Source organism: Rhodococcus sp. MurmanLake-1, assembly GCF_056945715.1.
On record NZ_JBWZNF010000015.1, the window covers coordinates 25,391 to 42,079 of the forward strand.

Below are 16,689 nucleotides of genomic sequence, written 5' to 3' on the forward strand. Positions count from 1 at the left end.
TGCCGCCGCCACCGGTCACGGTTGTGGAGTCAACTCAACGTGATCGGCATCTTGTCGTAGGCGACGAGTCGATCGGTGATCACCCGTGTGGGCGTGTCGGTCAAGGTGACTTTGCTGAATCGTTCGGCGACCATGGTGAAGATGACGTCGATCTCAGCGCGAGCGATCAATTGTCCTGCGCAGCTGTGTGTTCCGAGGCCGAAGGTGAGGTTGCGGCTGGTTTCGATAGGGCGGGTGTAATCGAATTCGTGGGGGTGCTCGAATACTGCCGGATCGCGGTTGACCGCGCCGATGGGGAACTTGACCATCGAACCGGCTGGGATGACAGTTCCGGCGATTTCGACGTCTTCAGTCGGGAAGCGTGTGAGGAGGAGTTCGACAGGGTTCAGTCGGGCGATTTCGTTGACGATGCGTTCCCGAACTTCTGGCTTGTCACGGTAGTCCTCGAGGACATCGGGGCGCTCTGCGAAGATTTCGAAACCGGCGCCGACGAGGTACGCGGGGTTGGGTGCTCCGGACATGTAGAACAGCACCATGTTTTCGAGTACTTCACGCTCGGTGATCTCGCCGCGTTTGCTTGCTGCGAGGAGCTCGTCTGCGAGGCCGTTGCCGGGGTGAACCTCCTTTTCCTTCAGTAGGGCGGCGGTGGTGTCGAACATGTAGTCCAGGCTTTCGATGGACTTTTCACGGGTTCCCGGTGCCGGGTCGGTGGCCTGGATGAGCATGGCGTTCCACAATGCCCAGAACAGGGGTTCGACTTCACCGTCGGGGAAGCCCAAGACCTGCGCCATGGTGGTGTGAGTGGGAAGTACGCCCAGGTCGTAGTGTGCGTCGAGGGTTTGTCCCGGTTCGTAGTTCGCGAGGATTTCGTTCATCGACGTACGAGTGGCCTCGACCCACTGCTTGATCAGCTTCGGGGTGAACCATCGGGAGAACAGACGGCGGGCGCGCGTGTGCTCCGGCGGGTCGAGGGAGAGGACGGTGTGACCGAAGGCCAGCCACGGGTTTTCCTCGACCCAGTCCGGTTCGCGGATGCTCATGTTCGGCTCCTTGACGAACTTCATCGCTTCGTCGTAGCCGAGCACGACGAACGTGCGTTCATCGGTCTGATGGACTGGTCCCATCTCTCGGGCTTTGTCATACCACGGGTGCGGGTTGTCCTGAAATTCCTTGTTGCTCCAGGGGAAGAGGTCCTCGTGTGGTGGTGCCGCGCTCACGGGGGGCCTTTCTACAGCGGGAATGAGAATGGGGAGGGCGTCGTTGTGCGCCCAGTCCTGCGCGACCTGCACCGGATCGAGGCCGGTAGTGGCGTCGTGCTTGCCGGTGGTTCCGATTTGCGTCGCGCCGAGTTCGATCAGCAGGCTCGCCACGGTCTTGATTGCGTTGTTGTAGTTCTCGTAGCTGCTGTCCCCCAGTCCGAAGGCAGCAAAGCGCAGTCCGCGCAGATCAGGGCGTTCAGCGGCCAGAGTCTCATAGAACGGCTCCGTCGTGGCCGGAAGCCCGCCTTCGCCGTAGGTGGAGGTGATCACGACTGCGAGTTGAGCATCGGCGACGTCGGCTGCAGTGAGATCGCGTAGCTCGCTCAGGCGTGCATCGATGCCGGCGCTGGTGAGGGTGCCGACTATTTCGTCGCCGACCATCTCTGCGTTGCCGGATTCGGTGCCATACCAGACGTGGATCATTGTCATGGCAGTGTCCTTTCGTATGTCGGTGCATAAGTGGGTGCGCGCGGACGGTGAGGCCACCCGCGCGTGTGGTCATTTCTTGGATTCGGCTATGACGTCGGCCATCTCGGCCCACGCGGTGAACTTGCGGCGAACGCGGTCAGGCCGGGCACGGTCGACCTCAGCCCTGTCGACCGCAGCCCAATCACTGAAAGTGGTGGATGCAGGCGGGAGGTACGGGCGCACTCCGTCGAGGCCGATGTGGCCAGGGCTGTTGCTCAGGCGGGCGAGAATGTTGCGGGCGGCATCCTTGGCAAGGGTTCGATTCTCGGCAAGGTTTCCCAGGAAACCACTGCCGCATCCGCCTACTCGGACGACACCCTCTCGGCCTGCCCAGTCACCATATGCGGTTTCCTCCACGAAACCCATGGCGGTGACGACAGTGTCGGCACGGTGAACAAAAGCTTCGGATCCGTCATCCGCTGCGCCCAGTTCGTCGTGGAAGCGCGTACGTATGACGCTCTGGTGACCGTCGGCGTCGATTCCGACCGGAATCTCACGAAAGCGAACGTCCACGCGAATATCGCGGCCACTCTCGGCGGAGAGTGTGGATCGGTCCTCGAGGTCACCATCGAGATACACCGCGACTCCAGGAAGTGCGCAGAGTTCGGCGAACATGGAGCCGTCCCACCGGACGCGGTCTCGTGGACCGCGGGAGAGCAGCGTCAGGTGCCGCAGGCCTGCCGTGTGCAGGACGTCACGCGCGTCGTCGTCGACGTCGGAGTTGCGGAAGCCGTCGTCTGCCTTGCACAGCAGCCGGGCGACATCCATCGCTACGTTCCCCGTACCAATGATGAGAACCTCTTCGCCCAGAGACGGCGGTGTCGATTGCCTCAGGATGCTGTCAGGGTCTCCGTTGAGGTAGCGCAGCAGTTGGCCAGCGCCGTAGACCCGAGCGTCTGGATCGACGGGCACAGTCAACGGTCGATCGACAGCCAGCCCGGTCGCGAGGACGACAACGTCGTAGTTCTCTTCGAGCACGTCCAGAGACAGGTCCTGGCCGATAATGGTGTTGCCGACGAACTCGACGTGATCGGATGCGAACAGTCGATCGAATTGGCGGCTGACGTTCTTCATGCCCTGGTGGTCCGGCGCCACGCCGTATCGCAGCAGCCCGAAGGGGGTGGGGCGGGTATCGAAGACGGTGATGCGCACATCGGGCGCCGCCCTTAGTAGGGCCAACGCGGTGTAGCAGCCTGAGGGGCCACACCCGACGATTGCCACGTGGCCTGTCGCCCGCTGCGGCGTTGAGGTGTCCCGAGACCTGTCAGCGGTCGGCGGACCAGAGTCGAACGACATTGCATCTCCTCGTAAGCGGGAAGTGGTAACCGGATCGAACCGGCTCAATGTGACGCACACTACCCTACCTAACTACCGTTCGTGAGTCATGGTGTGATTCACTATAGTTTGTAAACATTGTGTGACCGATATCGCTCGAAGTCTTCCATAGCTTACGAACGTTAGGTAGTGTGGCGTCCATCGCACAAGTGATCTGCGCAACACAGTCGCTCGGCGTGACTCGTTCCCCTCCTCCTCCAAGGGATTCCACCGTGACCGAAGCATCCAATACCCCCGGGCGTGACCCCTCAGCAACTCGCCTGTCGGGCAATCTAGGCGCGACATCACTGGTCCTGAGCGTGCTCGCCTTCTCGGCGCCCATTGTCACCGTCTCCGGTTACATCGCTTTTGCAATCGGCTTCGTCGGTGAGGCAGCCCCGTTGGCTTGGGTAATTGCCACCGCCGGGCTGGCGATCTTCGCCGTCGGGTACACAACCATGACCAGACACATCCGCCGCCCCGGCGCCTTCTACGCCTACATCACTCTCGGGCTGGGCAAAACGCCCGGGGTCGGCGGGGCATACCTCGCCACGGTGTCCTACATGCTGATCACCGTCGGCATATACACCTTCTCTGGCACCATGATCTCCGCCGCCGTCGAAGCGCTAGGAGGCCCCTCCATCCCCTGGTGGGCATGCACAGCTGCGGGCTGGGTCCTCATCACCGTCCTCGGACATTTCCAGATCGAACTCTCGGCGAAAGTTCTGGGAGCCGTCATGGTCCTCGAAATCATCCTCGTAGCCATCTTCAACGTCTTCGTCCTCGCCAAAGGCGGAGACAGCGGACTCTCCGCGGCCCCGCTGGACCCGACGAAGTTCTTCAACAGCGGCACCGGCCTTGCACTACTGTTCGCATTCGGTAACTTCATCGGGTTCGAAGCCACCGCGCTCTACCGCGACGAAGTGCGCGACCCCCGCAAAACGATTCCCCGCGCAACCTACCTCGCCGTTTTTCTCATCGGTGGCTTCTACGCACTCTCGGCATACTCGCTGATCATCGCCTACGGGCCCAGCGCGACCGATCGCGCCTTGGATGACCCCACAACCATGTTCGACAACGCGATGGCGACATACGTCAGCAGCAGCCTGGCCACGATCACCCTCGTTCTCGTGGCTACCTCCGGACTCGCCTCTGTGCTCTCCACCCACAACGTCGTCGCCCGCTACTTGCAGAACCTCGGCGCCGACCACGCGCTGCCGACGTATCTCGCCGGTGTACACCCGACCCACAAATCTCCATACCGGGCGTCCTTCGCGAACTCGACCGTCATCGCTGTGCTGCTGATCCTTGGCGCCCTGCTGATCTCGGACGAGACCATGATCATCGGCACAGGTAGCGGTCTCGGAACCGCCGGCGTTCTGACGTTGATGGCGCTCGTCAGCGTTGCCGTATTCCGATACTTCGCCCGCACCGGGCGCCCCGCGACCGAGACGGCCTGGCGCGTAACGATCGCGCCACTGATCGCTGCCGTGATCCTCGGCATCGTCGTCGTCTTCGCCCTGGTGCGATTCGACCTACTCGTCGGCGGTGCCCCCGGAGAAAAACTGTGGCTGTTGCTGGTCCCCATCGCGTTCATCGTCGCGGGTTGCGGTGTGGCTCAATACATGAAGCGCAACCGACCCGATCTCTACGCTCGCCTCGGCCGTGCAGAAGGCGATGACGCGAACACCGATCCGACCAGCGAGACACCCATACAGACGCGGTGATTCGACCACATCGGACTCCGCCCAACTTTCGGGCCGACGGCCAATGCCCCATGACCACTGTCACCGCAACAGAAAGAGGAAGAGAAATGTCAGCAGTTAGAGTCGGACTGGTCGGAGCCGGCCCGTGGGCGAAAATCTTCCACGCACCGATGATCACCGGGGGACCGGAGACCGAACTGACAGCAGTCTGGGCACGCCGCCCGGAGGCCGCACAAGAAATCGCCGACGAATTCGGCGGAACCGTAGCGCCCTCGTTCGAAGCACTACTCGATTCGGTCGACGCGCTCGTCTTCGCAGTTCCCCCATTCATTCAGGCAGAACTGGCGGCGCAGGCCGCAGCGGCAGGAAAGCCCATGTTGCTTGAGAAACCGCTCGGGGTCGATCTGGCCCAAGCAGAAAAACTCACACAGGCCATCGACGAGTCCGGTGTCGCCACACAGGTGATGTTCACCAACCGGTTCAGCCCCCGAATCCGGACATTTCTCGAAAAGGCCAGGTCGCAGAAGCCGATCGGCGCCATCGGAAGCTACATCAATCAGGCAGCACTCCCAGGGGGAACGTTCGCCACGCCGTGGCGGGTGGAAAAGGGCGGCCTCCTCGATCTCGGACCCCACGTTCTCGACACCCTCGACGCCGCTGTCGGCCCCATCGTCGAGGTCCGAGGCGAAGGCGACCCACAGAGCTGGTACATCCTCACGGCCACACACGAGAACGGCGTGATCAGTCAGGCCGCACTGTCATTGACCAGCCCTGTCGTCGCGGACGTTGCCGGCGTGAAGGTCTACACCGAGCAGGGTGAACTCGAGTGCGAGTTCGTCGGCAAGGACGGAGACCCGGAGGCACCCAACGTGATTCGCCGCGAATTCGCCAAGGTCGTCAAGTCCGGAGTCTCCCACGAAGTGGACGTTCACCGCGCGCTCTACATCCAACGGTTGCTCGAGCAAGCCACACAGCCTCGCTGATGTGGACCCACCGCTCGCGACTTCTCCGCTGATCGGCGAGGCGTCGCGGGCACCGGACGACGGCTCCGGTATGCACCGGAGCCGTCGTCGGCACGTACGAAAGGAGGAAATAATGTCGGAAGACATCGACGCGACCACCATTGAACAACTACTCGGTCCCGACAGCCCGAAAAACTGGGGAAAGTGGGGCCCGGACGACGAAGTCGGCAGCCTCAACTACCTCGACGCCGCGCAAGTCATGCGCGGAATCGGAGCAGTCACCAGCGGTGAAGTGTTCACTCTGCAGATTCCCATCGGCGATACCGAACGACCAGATCCCGTCTGGCCGGGCCGCGAACCGGCTGTACGCACCCCGGTCATGGACGAAGGCTACTTCTCGCGCGGCGAGGAGCCCGAACCGTCCGACGGACATCACTGGGCGGACGACAAGATCGAAATGTTCACCCAAGGGTCCTCCCAGTACGACGCCCTCGCCCACTACTGGTACGGCGGTCAGGTCTGGAACGGCTACTCCGCCGACACCACGGTCGGCGAACTCCGCCGCGCATCGGTACTGCCAATCGCAGAGAAGGGTGTCGTCGGCCGTGGGATTCTCATCGACATGGCCCGCGCCCGAGGAAAAGACGTCCTCGGCCGTGGTGAGCCGATCACCCTCGCGGATTTGCTCGCTGCAGCGGCAGCGCAGGGAACCACCATCGAACCGCGCGACATCTTGATCATCCGCACCGGTTGGATCGGTTCGTATTATCGCAGTGTCGGCGACGAGTTCTACACAGACTGGAACGAGCCAGGTCTGGTCTACAGCCGCGAGCTCGTCGAGTGGTTCCAGACGATGGAAATCCCCAATCTGGTCACCGACACCATCGCCAATGAACTCAGCTTCTATCCCGGCGGACTCCAGCTTCCCTTGCACTGCGCACTCATGCGCAACCTCGGAGTCGCGTTTACCGAGCTCTGCCAACTCGACACTCTCGCCGAGGCCTGCGCTGCCGACCGGCGCTGGAGTTTCCTCTACACCGCAGCCCCCCTCAAGATTTCCGGCGCCAGTGGCGCCCCCGTCAATCCGGTGGTCATTCGATGAACAGTCCCCTCTCCTCCAACCTCGTTACCGACGAAACCTCCGCAGCCCCCACCGACCCAATCGACATCTTTCGTGATGCACGTGGATTGTTCACGATGGTTGCAGTCGATCAACGCGGCTCACTGCGCCACATGCTCAGCGCAGGGCACGGCAATACCGTCGTCACGGACGAGCACCTGACGGCGTTCAAAGCGCACGTGATCGACGCGGTCGGTGACGCAGCAAGCGGGGTGCTGCTCGACCAGGATTTCGGCTTCGCCGCAGCCACGAGTTCCCGTTGCCCCGTCATTCTCGCCGCCGACATTCTTTCCTCCAGTGAGCCCGGTGGTCCTGTCGACATCGCCGTGCTCGACGACGCCGTGACCGCCGAAACCACCGAACGCTTCGGGGCGAAGGCGTTGAAGTTTCTCCTCCCCTGGCACCCGTCGCGCCGATCCGAAGCCATCGACCTTGCTTACGCATTCATGGCACGGTGCCGGGACATCGGACTGCCCGGCGTGCTCGAAGGCGTCGTCCGTCCACGCGAAGGCGACACCGTGACATCCGAAGGCTTCGCCGAAGCCCTGATCACCGCAGCTGCCGATCTCACGCAAACTCAACCCGATCTGTACAAGACGGAGGTCGTCTACACCAGCGAGCAGGACCACGACCTCGCGGTAGCCACCGCTCGGTCGATCTCCGAGCAGCTGTACTGCCCGTGGGTCGTACTATCCTCGGGCGTCAGCGGCGAGAACTTCCCGTCCGCTGCCGCCGCAGCCGTCACGGGCGGAGCCAGTGGCTTCCTCGCCGGTCGAGCCGTCTGGAGTGAGGCCACCAGTGCGCCGCAGCCCGAGGCGTACCTGAAGACGCACGCCGCGAACAACCTGCAGAAAATCACCGACCGAGTCTGGGCGAGCCTCGCATGAGCACAACGCACACGACTGCCCTCCCCGACATCGTCGCCATAGGCCGCGTCTGCATCGATCTCTACCCCGAGCAATTCGGCGTGGGACTCGCGGACATCCGCAGCTTCAGTAAATCAATCGGCGGCAGCGCCACCAACGTGGCCGTTGCTGCTGCACAGCTCGGGAACTCGGTACGGCTCGTCACTCGAACCGGGGCCGATCCTTTCGGCGAATACGCGCGCCTCGAAATAGCGCGTCTCGGTGTCGACAACACAGGAATCACGTCCGTACCCGGCCTACAGTCAGTTCTGACATTCTGCGAAGTATTCCCACCAGACGACTTCCCGCTCTACATCTACCGCCAGCCCACAGCGCCCGACATGTACGTCGACGACAGTGACCTCCCACTCGACCTCATCGAACGCGCCCCCATCTTCTGGGCAACCGCGACCGGACTCTCACGTGAGCCGAGCCGCTCTGCGCACTACACGGCCTGGCGCAAGCGTGGGCGGCGACCCAACACCATTCTCGACCTGGACTACAGGCCGATGTTCTGGGACAACGAAGCTCACGCACACACCGCCGTGTCCGAAGCACTCGACCATGTCACCATCACCGTGGGCAACCTGGAAGAATGCCGCGTTGCAGTCGGGGAAACCGAACCCGGCCGCGCCGCGGACGCCCTACTCGACCGCGGCATCGAATTGGCGATCGTCAAGATGGGCCCACACGGGGTTATGGCCGCAACCCGGACCGAACGTGTTGTGTCGCAGCCCATCCCCGTCGATGTCGTCAACGGACTCGGAGCAGGCGACGCCTTCGGCGGCGCCCTGTGCCATGGTCTCCTCCACGGCATGTCGCTGCAGCAGACACTCGACTTTGCCAACGCGGCCGGCGCATTGGTGGCCACCCGCCCCCAATGTTCTCTGGCCATGCCCACTTTGGTCGACCTCAACGAATTCTCCGCACAGGCAGCCGACTCACGCACGAGCGGTGCCGGCAATCGTGCATCGCGCCCTACCCCTAGCTGAGTTATTCAAATCGATCTGCGCTCACCCGTCGAGGACGGATGTACCGAAGGAGAAGTACCGACATGACCGAAATCAAAGTCGCCATCATCGGCGGCGGCGGATTCATGGGATACGCCCACAGCCTCGGCTGGGCACTGGCGCCCATCACCGCCGACACCGGGGCCACCATCCGTAAGGCTGTACTGGTCGAGGCCGACGAGGACCGAGCCAAAGCCGCTGCCAAACGCCTCAATTGGGACGAATGGTCCGCAGACTGGCGTGAGGTTATCGCCCGAGACGACATCGACGTCGTCGACATCGTCACCCCGCCCGCATCGCATGCCGAGATCGCCATTGCAGCACTCGCCGCAGGGAAACACGTCTTCGTGGAAAAGCCCATCACCAACGATCTCGCCGACGCGGACCTGATGCAGGATGCAGCCGAGAAGAGTTCGGCCGTCAGTCAGGTGGGCTTCAACTACCGCCACGCAGCGGCGATCAGCTTTGTCAAACACATGCTCGACGACGGCACGCTCGGCCACCCCCTGCAGTTTCGTGCGCACTACACGCAAGACGTGGGGGCGCTCGGACGAGTACTCAGTGGTTGGCGGGCCAAGAAGGGCGCCGGTGGGTCCGGGGTCACAGGTGACATCGGCTCCCACATCATCGACCTCGCGTCATATCTGGTCGGCGACATCGAGTCCGTCACCGCGATCATCGGCGCCAAGGATCCGGCCGAGAACTCGGCATGGCTCTCCGACGACCAACGCCGCGAAGGCCAGTACCTCGACGACGCCGCACTGTGGATGACGAAGTTCTCCAATGGGGCCATAGGCTCGTTCGCCGCCACCGTATACGCCTCCGGACGCAAGAACCGGATGTTCTTCGAACTCGAATGCACCGGCGGCACTGTCGAATTCGACTGGAACCATTCCGATGAGATCAAGCTCAGCCTGGTCAGTGACAAGCCAGATCAACAAGGGTTCCGCACGGTTTCCTTGAACGAGAACCACGAGGACTACTGGTACCCACTCGGCGGCATGGGATCCGGCTATATCGACGACGCGGCCCTCCAGCTTCAGAAATTCGTGCGCGCGATCGTCGAAGGACGCGCCGGATCACCCAGCTTCGCCGATGCCACACGCACCCAGCGAGTCATCGAGGCCGTCATGCGCTCCGCCGACAGCCACCAGTGGGTCAACGTCGACGAGGTGACCGCATGAGTTTGGATCTGCGATGGAGCACCGACATCGTCACCTTCTTCAACCCGACCTACTGGGGCCTGCCGGCGGACCTACCTTACGATGCATGGGAAAAGCTGGTCGACGACGACCCGCAACGATTCTTCGACGGAATGCTCAACGGCGCGGCGGCGGCAGGATTAAGCGGAATCGAACTCGCACCAGCACCCGGCGGTTGGGCCAACGCGCTACGGGCATACGGATCCGCGGCAGGGTTCAAAAGAGAACTGGACAACCGCAACCTCGTACTCTCGTCGAGCTACGCCTTACCTGTGCAGTTGAAGGCGGTGCTCGACGCCCCCGACGACCGCTCCCTCCGACTGGCCGAGCAGGAACTCCACGAGAACACCGCAGAACACGCCGCGTTCCTCCGCGAGGTCGGCTGTCCGACGTTGATCACCAGCACCATCCCTCGCGCCCAGTTCTCCGAGATCGAAGGCGCCGAAGCCTCATCTGCAGATTTCGACGCACCCAGCGATACGGAACTCCTCAGCCGGGTCGCCGACCAACTGAACGGTATCGGCGCGGTCGCGGCCAATGCAGGCCTGCATCTAGCGATCCACACCGATGCGTACTCGCTTGCCTCGCGCACAGTAGACATCGACGCGCTCATGACGCAGACCGACCCAGCACGCGTGAAACTGTGCGTCGATGCGGGCCACATTGCTCTCGACGGTGGCGACCCACTCGCGGTGATCAGCTCGCACTCCGAGCGCGCGCCCGTGCTGCACTGGAAAGACTGCTCCGTCCATCTACCACCACACACCCTCAGCGGTCCGCCGATGGTCCGCCACGACGCCATGATCAAGAACTTCCGCGTTATGGGGTCCGGGGGCGTTGTGGACTGGCACGAATGGACGAAGATTTTGCGTGAGAAACAGTGGAGTGGTTGGGGTGTGGCAGAGATCGACATGTCCGTGGACCCCCTGCGTGAAATTCGTGAAGGAATCGAATACTACGAACGCGAGCTCGCCACACAGTGAAAATCGGATGCCATATATGGTGATGTTCGTCGTTACAGCCACCGTACTTGGCCACTGATTGTTCGCCGTTTTGCCGCACAAGCCCCGAAAACGACGGCGCGCGAAAACGTCGTCATCAAACCACACGGACGCTGAGATATCGTCCCGCCGTCATCGTGAAAGGACTGGTTGGGTTGGCATTCGAAGACGCAATTATCAATGCCCACATGAAAGCCCTCGAAAGAGAAAAATCCGACAAACTATATGAAGAACACTTCGCTGAGCTGCCAGTCCAGGACATGCTCAAACTGCCGGTCGGCTCCATGCTGTTGTGCTTCGACCATGCAACCCAGTCCTTGCCGTCATGTGACGCTGACACCCACACTGCCCGCCGAACCTCCGGTTTCGATCGTCTGTTGTCTCGTTTATTCGGTCGAGCGGTCCGATCAGAGAGGCTCCATTCGCACGCGGACAGCGAACTACGCAGTTTAACGGCACCCGATTTCGAAAACTTTTGATCGGGCCCAGCCCATGACGCTCGTTCTGCGCAGACAAAGCACAATCGAGTCGGCCGTACGCATCACCATAGCCTCCGAGCACGTCACCCAAGACGATGTACTTCACTTCCCCGGGTGACCGCCCGTCGTTGCCCGAGGTGGCCGCATCACCTATCGCGAATTACGCACGATGCAGTTCGGTACGACTCGGAACTTTCCAACCGAACCAATACCACCACCGTGCCGGGAATCAAGTGTCCCTTATCAACGAGGCGACGCGAGATGTTTATGACTGCGCGATGTGCAGCACCGTCAGTTAGTTGACCTCCACGATGACCGGGAGGGGACGGCGACCGACCTTCATCCCGCTGCCGACAGCTCGACGGGTTATGAGGATGGGTACATATGGGGCACATCAGGCTGATGGGTCCTCGGCGAAGCCAGGTCGGGGTCGACTACCGCCACGCGGCGGAGTGTTTAGTGGACAGCGTGCGAAGGAGGGTGGTGGTGTCACCTGCTCACACATCGATCTAACGCCGTATCTCGTCGGCGACATCTACTCTGTGTCAGCAATCGTAGGCGGCCGGCGGGTACCTCGACGACGCCGTCCGCGTTGCGTGCGCGAATATTCTTCTCGCAGCCGGTATTCGGAACATCGTCGCGATGGACTCGATGAAGTCGACCTCACCGCACGCATCAACCCTCTGGGCCGTCCGGCGGCGCATAGGACGCTCTCGCTGAGCCGCCGTGTTGCTCGGTGTGTCGGCAGTGCAGATCGACGAAGCATTCATCATGTCGATGCATCGGAATCCACGGCGTTCGGAATGACCACCCCGCCCCGAGACGTTCGACCAAGCATACGGCGCGCGTCGCCCCGGCCATTGCGACGCAGTTGCGGCAACAGCACGAACCGAGGGTGTCACGTAAACGCGATTCCCTACACACGCATCGCTCGTCGATTCGAAATGACATCTCTCGCAGTCTGTTTGCCGATGGACGTAGCCATCATGTGGCGCTAGCGCCGTAGTCGGTACTACATCGAAGGGGTAGTGGACACCGCTGGTTTGCACATCTCATCGTTCCCCCCGCCCGTGCGAACCACATACGAAGAAATCAGGAGTTAACAAATCCGAAACGGCTGCGGGCATGCGCCTCGATAGACTAACGTCCGTTCGTAAGCTTCAGTAGGTCGGCGCTTTCGACGCTACCGCTCATGCACTCAGCACCTCTCGTGGCGTGTCGACACAATTTGCCGCCCACCCCAAAATTGCTACCAGTAAGGTTGAATCTTGGAAAAGACGAAACTCCCTTATCGGACGGTCTCCAACCGTTTGAAGTGGTCCCGCCTAGCAACATTCTTCGGCTTCTTTCAGTTGGGCGCGGTCATCGTCATGTGGTCCACGAGCACCACGTCACTTCGATTCAGCCTCGGATGGGAGGGCGACGACGGCGACGCCAGCTTCGGCTCCCTTGCCTTCGCTCTCGGACTCGGTTTTGCAATCGGCTGTGCCGTCTCGGGACCGCTGATCGACAAATGGGGCTGCCGCAATATCGCGATTCCATCCTTGACGGTATATCCCCTCATGTACATCCCACTCGCCTTCCTTGACGGAATGATCGGACTACTCGCATTCGGTCTGCTGGCTGGAACATTGCGCGGATTCGTCGATATCGTCATCAACGTCAATGGTGTCCAGTTGGAACGCCACTACGGACGGCCGATCATCTCATCGTTCCACGCAGCGTATCCAGCGGGCGGATTCCTGTTCGGACTCGTGGGAAGTGCTTTCGCCCGATCTTTCACCGAAAGTGCAGTGGTTCCATTCCTCGCAATGGGCCTAACGATGTCCGCCCTCGGATATGTGTTCGGCCGGATGTATCTGCGGCGAGACGAGGAGATCGTTCCGGCTGCACACCCTGTTCCCGCAGGTGTGCGCAAGTCTGAAGAGCATTCCAAGTCCAACGATGCAAAGTATGCCGGTCTGGCTGTCATGGTGGGATTCGGCCTGCTCGCCTTCGTGTCCTACCTCGCCGAGAACGCAACGTACGATTGGGGCCAAGAATTCGTCCGCCGGACTCTAGACACGACAGCGGGAACCGCTGCGTTAGCAGTGACCGTGTTCTCCGGTTCCCAATTTGTAGGCCGCATGCTGGGCGACAAACTCACCGAACGGTTCGGCCAGAAAGCGGTCATATGCGGAAGCGGGGTAATCGGCGCGCTCGGCGCGGCATGCATGATGACCGCAGTGTCGCCAGTGCAAGCTCTCCTCGGATTCGGGCTGGTCGGGCTAGGCGTGTCGTGCATTGTCCCGATCATGCTGTCCGCCGCGGGGCGCATGGATCCACAGAACTCCGGTCGCAACATCGGCTTGGTGAACGCAGTCGGTGTGACGGGAATGTTCCTTGGTCCAGCAGCCATCACGACCGTTGTGGACCGCATGGGAATCGAGTGGATGCCTCTGCTCCCGCTGGTTCTCCTCGCATTGATCGCCATAGCCGGGCCGATACTCGTCCGAAAAGCTCCCCGTTTTACAGCGACCGTTCAATCCGAATCGGCGGTCGAATCGATCCGCAGCTGAGATCTGTTCCGGTTGCGCTCGGAATTCTCCAGTGACCTCCGCAGTCGCGAAGCGCTTGAGGGCCGTCAAGACTCGCGACGGCCCTCAGGCGCTGAGAAAAGCACAAGCTCGCGGCACTGCGCCACTCAAGTAAGCCAGTGGCGGTGTCGCCGCCACGTGCCGCCACTAGGAGATCGGCCGGCAACGCCACAATGGGTGGCGGCGACGTTTCGAGCAAGAAGCGTTCGAGGGGTGGCGGATCGGTCGAGAGTGCCGCCACCCCAAGACCGATCGACAGGTTGTTCCAGAAAAAGATGCCTTGGCTTCGTCATCAGTGTCATTCCGGACCGCAGGCGATACCTGGAATGAGTCGAGTTCTTGGACACCGAGGTTGACGGTTCGGGCGTCTGATCCTGCGTTTCGCTACTCGGCGAGGGCTTCCGCGAGGGTGCGACAGCCCAGTGTCGAATGCAGACATCGCCGGTTGTAGAACACCTCGATTTACTCGGCGACCGCGAACCGTGCCCGGCTCCGAGTGTCGAACATCTGCCGGCAGTAGATCTCGTTTCTACAGGGACGCGAAGAACGGCCTTCGCGGCGTTGCCCCAACACACCCTTCTCATCCGGCACTGGTGCGCACGTCCCTCGACTCTCAAAAATCTTCGAATTCGATTGAAGTATACGGCCTTACACGTTCTCAAAAAACAACCGCACCCGTCCTGACGCGCCCGCCGATCACGGCCGTCTGCAACGCGTCGACGATCAGCGACGTGCACATGTGTGACGCGGTTTGCCATCCAACGGCCATCAGCATCGCGAGGGCAATCGCCGTGTCGTCGAGTTGGAAACTGAACCTTCTATCGCCGAACGCTTCACGGATCTGCCGAAGTCGGTGGTGCTCCCAAAAGGCGGTTCGAAGCGATCGAGGTGATGCCAAGGACGGGCTACCCGCTCAGACGGCATACCGGGTCCTGGAGGTGTCCGAGACTACGAGTGGCGAAGCCCGCCACCCTCAGAACGCTCACTGCGCCATGCCTGGTTGACACAGCGGATGACCGAGGTCCACGTGGCATCCCACGGAACCTACGGTGCTCGTCGGATCCACGCTGAACTCACCCTTGTTCACAGCATTGTCGTGGGACACAGCTGCATCAAATTGTTGATGAGAGCTGCTGGTGTGAAAGGCCTTCCGGGCGACAAACGTGCGCGTTCCAAGCATCAGATCCCGACCGTGAGCGATCTCGTCGATCGTAAATTCACGCGCCAGGAGCCGAACAAGCTGTGGGTCATGGACATTACGGAACACCCCACGCGCGACGAAAAAATCTACTGCACTGTTGTCCTGGATCCGTTCTCGGGGCGGGTCGCCGGTTGGTCGATCGACAGTTCTCAGACGGCGAGATTGGTGACGAAAGCTCTGGTAATGGCCATTTCGAATCGAAGCCAAACCCCCGGCACACTCATTCACTCGGACCATGGAGTGCAGGGCGGATTCAACTGGTCGAAGCAACACGTTGCTGTTGAATTGATTTGTAGGTGTTCGTCGCATACTTCGGCGGGGGTTCGCCATTGGAGTCGCTCACTCGGTCGGGTGTTGAGAGCGTGTGCGACTGCCGCGAGATCGTCTGGGTTCCATCGCAAGAGATTGGTTCCCTTCGGAAAGTATTAGTGAGTTGCCCATTCATGTTCTCGTTGGTGCCTCGTTGCCACGGTCTGTGCGGTTCGGCGAAGTAGACCTTCAGCCCGGTGTCGATGGTGAACTGGGTGTGCGCGGACATTTCCTTTCCTCGGTCCCAGGTCAGCGAGCGTTTGAGTTCGGTGGGCATCGACGCCAGCGCTTGTGCCGATGCTTTGTTCATCGAGATTGCGCCGTAGCCTGACAGTGCCGGCCCGGTCTTAGTGATCGGTTGCGCTCGCCACCCTTGTTCCCGAGGTAAGTGCACGAGAGTGGTGTACCCAGTTGTGCGCTCGACGATGGTGCCGATCGCGGACCTGTCCGTGCCGATGATGAGGTCTCCTTCGTGGTGTCCGGGAATCGCACGGTCGTCGGTTTCTTCGGGACGCTTGTTGATGAGTACGTCCGGTGTCACGTGGTCCCAGGCAACGCGTTTCGCTCTCGCGTCCCGTACGTAGCGAGTACCCGGCAGCTGATCAACTGCTTCGAAATAGTCTAGCCGCAGGTAGTCGGGTCCAGATATTGGTCTCGCCTGAGTATGTCGAAAGCCAGAAAGGCAATATCCTCCGAACTGGATGCCTGTTGACCGATCGTATTCGCTTCTCCTACAGCGACTTCCGCAACTAGATGGCCATCGATGGGCGCGAAGCTGTTTTGTGGACGTGCAACGATGGGGCCCCGAGGGTGTATACGATCACTGGCGGGGACCTACCAGAGGCGATGGAAAAGGCTCTCACGCGAGTCTGGTCCTCGGGTCTTCCCCTACGGGACCATATTGACTTGCGGCGCAGAGACTTCGACAATATCGCAATCGCGATAATACGTGCACTCAGCGCCGGATCGACCGATGAAGTTGCGGCACGGCAACTTTCGGTCTCGCCACGTACCTACCGGCGGCATCTCGCCAGCATCATGGAAAGACTGGGCATCACCACCCGTTTCCAACTGGGTGCACGCGCGGCAGAGTTGGGACTACCAGGCTGAACCAAGGCGAAATTCGCTTGTCTGCTTCATAGCACCGACAGATGCAACTGCTTTTTTGGAACGAGTC

At 61.2% G+C, this 16,689-nt stretch carries 11 protein-coding genes and 2 pseudogenes; 10 read left to right on the forward strand and 3 right to left on the reverse strand.

Annotation, left to right across the window (positions count from 1 at the left end; all coding sequences use genetic code 11):
- Positions 1-29 precede the first annotated feature (29 nt).
- Both AC2ETI_RS28110 and AC2ETI_RS28115 read right to left on the reverse strand, forming a co-directional pair.
- Entirely contained in the window at positions 30-1,688 is a 1,659-nt protein-coding gene (locus AC2ETI_RS28110; protein WP_059016415.1) for a cytochrome P450, read from the reverse strand.
- Between the two features lie 69 nt (positions 1,689-1,757).
- Positions 1,758-3,023: an FAD-dependent oxidoreductase gene (locus AC2ETI_RS28115; RefSeq protein ID WP_081051259.1), complete on the reverse strand. Its 1,266-nt coding sequence runs from the start codon at positions 3,021-3,023 to the stop codon at positions 1,758-1,760.
- 251 nt (positions 3,024-3,274) lie between these two features.
- Between AC2ETI_RS28115 and AC2ETI_RS28120 the strand changes: the two genes are divergently transcribed.
- From AC2ETI_RS28120 to AC2ETI_RS28160, 9 genes and pseudogenes are all read left to right on the forward strand, one after another.
- A complete protein-coding gene (locus AC2ETI_RS28120) occupies positions 3,275-4,768 on the forward strand; it encodes an APC family permease (protein WP_158510664.1) in 1,494 nt (497 codons plus the stop codon).
- Between the two features lie 86 nt (positions 4,769-4,854).
- Entirely contained in the window at positions 4,855-5,730 is an 876-nt protein-coding gene (locus AC2ETI_RS28125; protein ID WP_030003084.1) for a Gfo/Idh/MocA family protein, read from the forward strand.
- 112 nt (positions 5,731-5,842) lie between these two features.
- A complete protein-coding gene (locus AC2ETI_RS28130) occupies positions 5,843-6,811 on the forward strand; it encodes a cyclase family protein (protein ID WP_030003085.1) in 969 nt (322 codons plus the stop codon).
- A complete protein-coding gene (locus AC2ETI_RS28135; RefSeq protein ID WP_051636664.1) occupies positions 6,808-7,716 on the forward strand; it encodes a hypothetical protein in 909 nt (302 codons plus the stop codon). The genes AC2ETI_RS28130 and AC2ETI_RS28135 overlap by 4 nt, the downstream gene beginning before the upstream one ends.
- Positions 7,713-8,726 (forward strand): 5-dehydro-2-deoxygluconokinase, encoded by a 1,014-nt coding sequence (iolC, locus tag AC2ETI_RS28140; RefSeq protein WP_030003087.1) that lies wholly within the window; start codon positions 7,713-7,715, stop codon positions 8,724-8,726. Before AC2ETI_RS28135 ends, iolC begins: the two co-directional genes overlap by 4 nt.
- Before the next feature lie 62 nt (positions 8,727-8,788).
- Entirely contained in the window at positions 8,789-9,928 is a 1,140-nt protein-coding gene (locus AC2ETI_RS28145) for a Gfo/Idh/MocA family protein (RefSeq protein ID WP_030003088.1), read from the forward strand.
- Entirely contained in the window at positions 9,925-10,929 is a 1,005-nt protein-coding gene (locus tag AC2ETI_RS28150) for a sugar phosphate isomerase/epimerase family protein (protein WP_030003089.1), read from the forward strand. Before AC2ETI_RS28145 ends, AC2ETI_RS28150 begins: the two co-directional genes overlap by 4 nt.
- Positions 10,930-12,694: 1,765 nt before the next feature.
- A complete protein-coding gene (locus AC2ETI_RS28155; protein WP_051636665.1) occupies positions 12,695-13,984 on the forward strand; it encodes an MFS transporter in 1,290 nt (429 codons plus the stop codon).
- Between the two features lie 1,030 nt (positions 13,985-15,014).
- Positions 15,015-15,437 (forward strand): annotated as a pseudogene (locus AC2ETI_RS28160) (DDE-type integrase/transposase/recombinase); the annotation flags it as partial.
- 19 nt (positions 15,438-15,456) lie between these two features.
- Here the strand turns inward: AC2ETI_RS28160 and AC2ETI_RS28165 are convergent.
- Positions 15,457-16,083, reverse strand: a pseudogene (locus AC2ETI_RS28165) (IS30 family transposase); the annotation flags it as partial.
- A 275-nt stretch (positions 16,084-16,358) separates the two neighbouring features.
- Between AC2ETI_RS28165 and AC2ETI_RS28170 the strand changes: the two are divergent.
- Positions 16,359-16,622: a response regulator transcription factor gene (locus AC2ETI_RS28170; RefSeq protein ID WP_244891539.1), complete on the forward strand. Its 264-nt coding sequence runs from the start codon at positions 16,359-16,361 to the stop codon at positions 16,620-16,622.
- Positions 16,623-16,689 lie beyond the last annotated feature (67 nt).

What these genes read in the sequence shown, in the direction of transcription:
- AC2ETI_RS28110 (WP_059016415.1), bottom strand. Translation starts at nt 1,688, where the DNA reads ATGACAATGATCCACGTCTGGTATGGCACCGAATCCGGCAACGCAGAG.
- AC2ETI_RS28115 (WP_081051259.1), bottom strand. Translation starts at nt 3,023, where the DNA reads ATGTCGTTCGACTCTGGTCCGCCGACCGCTGACAGGTCTCGGGACACC.
- AC2ETI_RS28125 (WP_030003084.1), top strand. Translation starts at nt 4,855, where the DNA reads ATGTCAGCAGTTAGAGTCGGACTGGTCGGAGCCGGCCCGTGGGCGAAA.
- AC2ETI_RS28130 (WP_030003085.1), top strand. Translation starts at nt 5,843, where the DNA reads ATGTCGGAAGACATCGACGCGACCACCATTGAACAACTACTCGGTCCC.
- AC2ETI_RS28135 (WP_051636664.1), top strand. Translation starts at nt 6,808, where the DNA reads ATGAACAGTCCCCTCTCCTCCAACCTCGTTACCGACGAAACCTCCGCA.
- iolC (WP_030003087.1), top strand. Translation starts at nt 7,713, where the DNA reads ATGAGCACAACGCACACGACTGCCCTCCCCGACATCGTCGCCATAGGC.
- AC2ETI_RS28145 (WP_030003088.1), top strand. Translation starts at nt 8,789, where the DNA reads ATGACCGAAATCAAAGTCGCCATCATCGGCGGCGGCGGATTCATGGGA.
- AC2ETI_RS28150 (WP_030003089.1), top strand. Translation starts at nt 9,925, where the DNA reads ATGAGTTTGGATCTGCGATGGAGCACCGACATCGTCACCTTCTTCAAC.
- AC2ETI_RS28170 (WP_244891539.1), top strand. Translation starts at nt 16,359, where the DNA reads ATGGAAAAGGCTCTCACGCGAGTCTGGTCCTCGGGTCTTCCCCTACGG.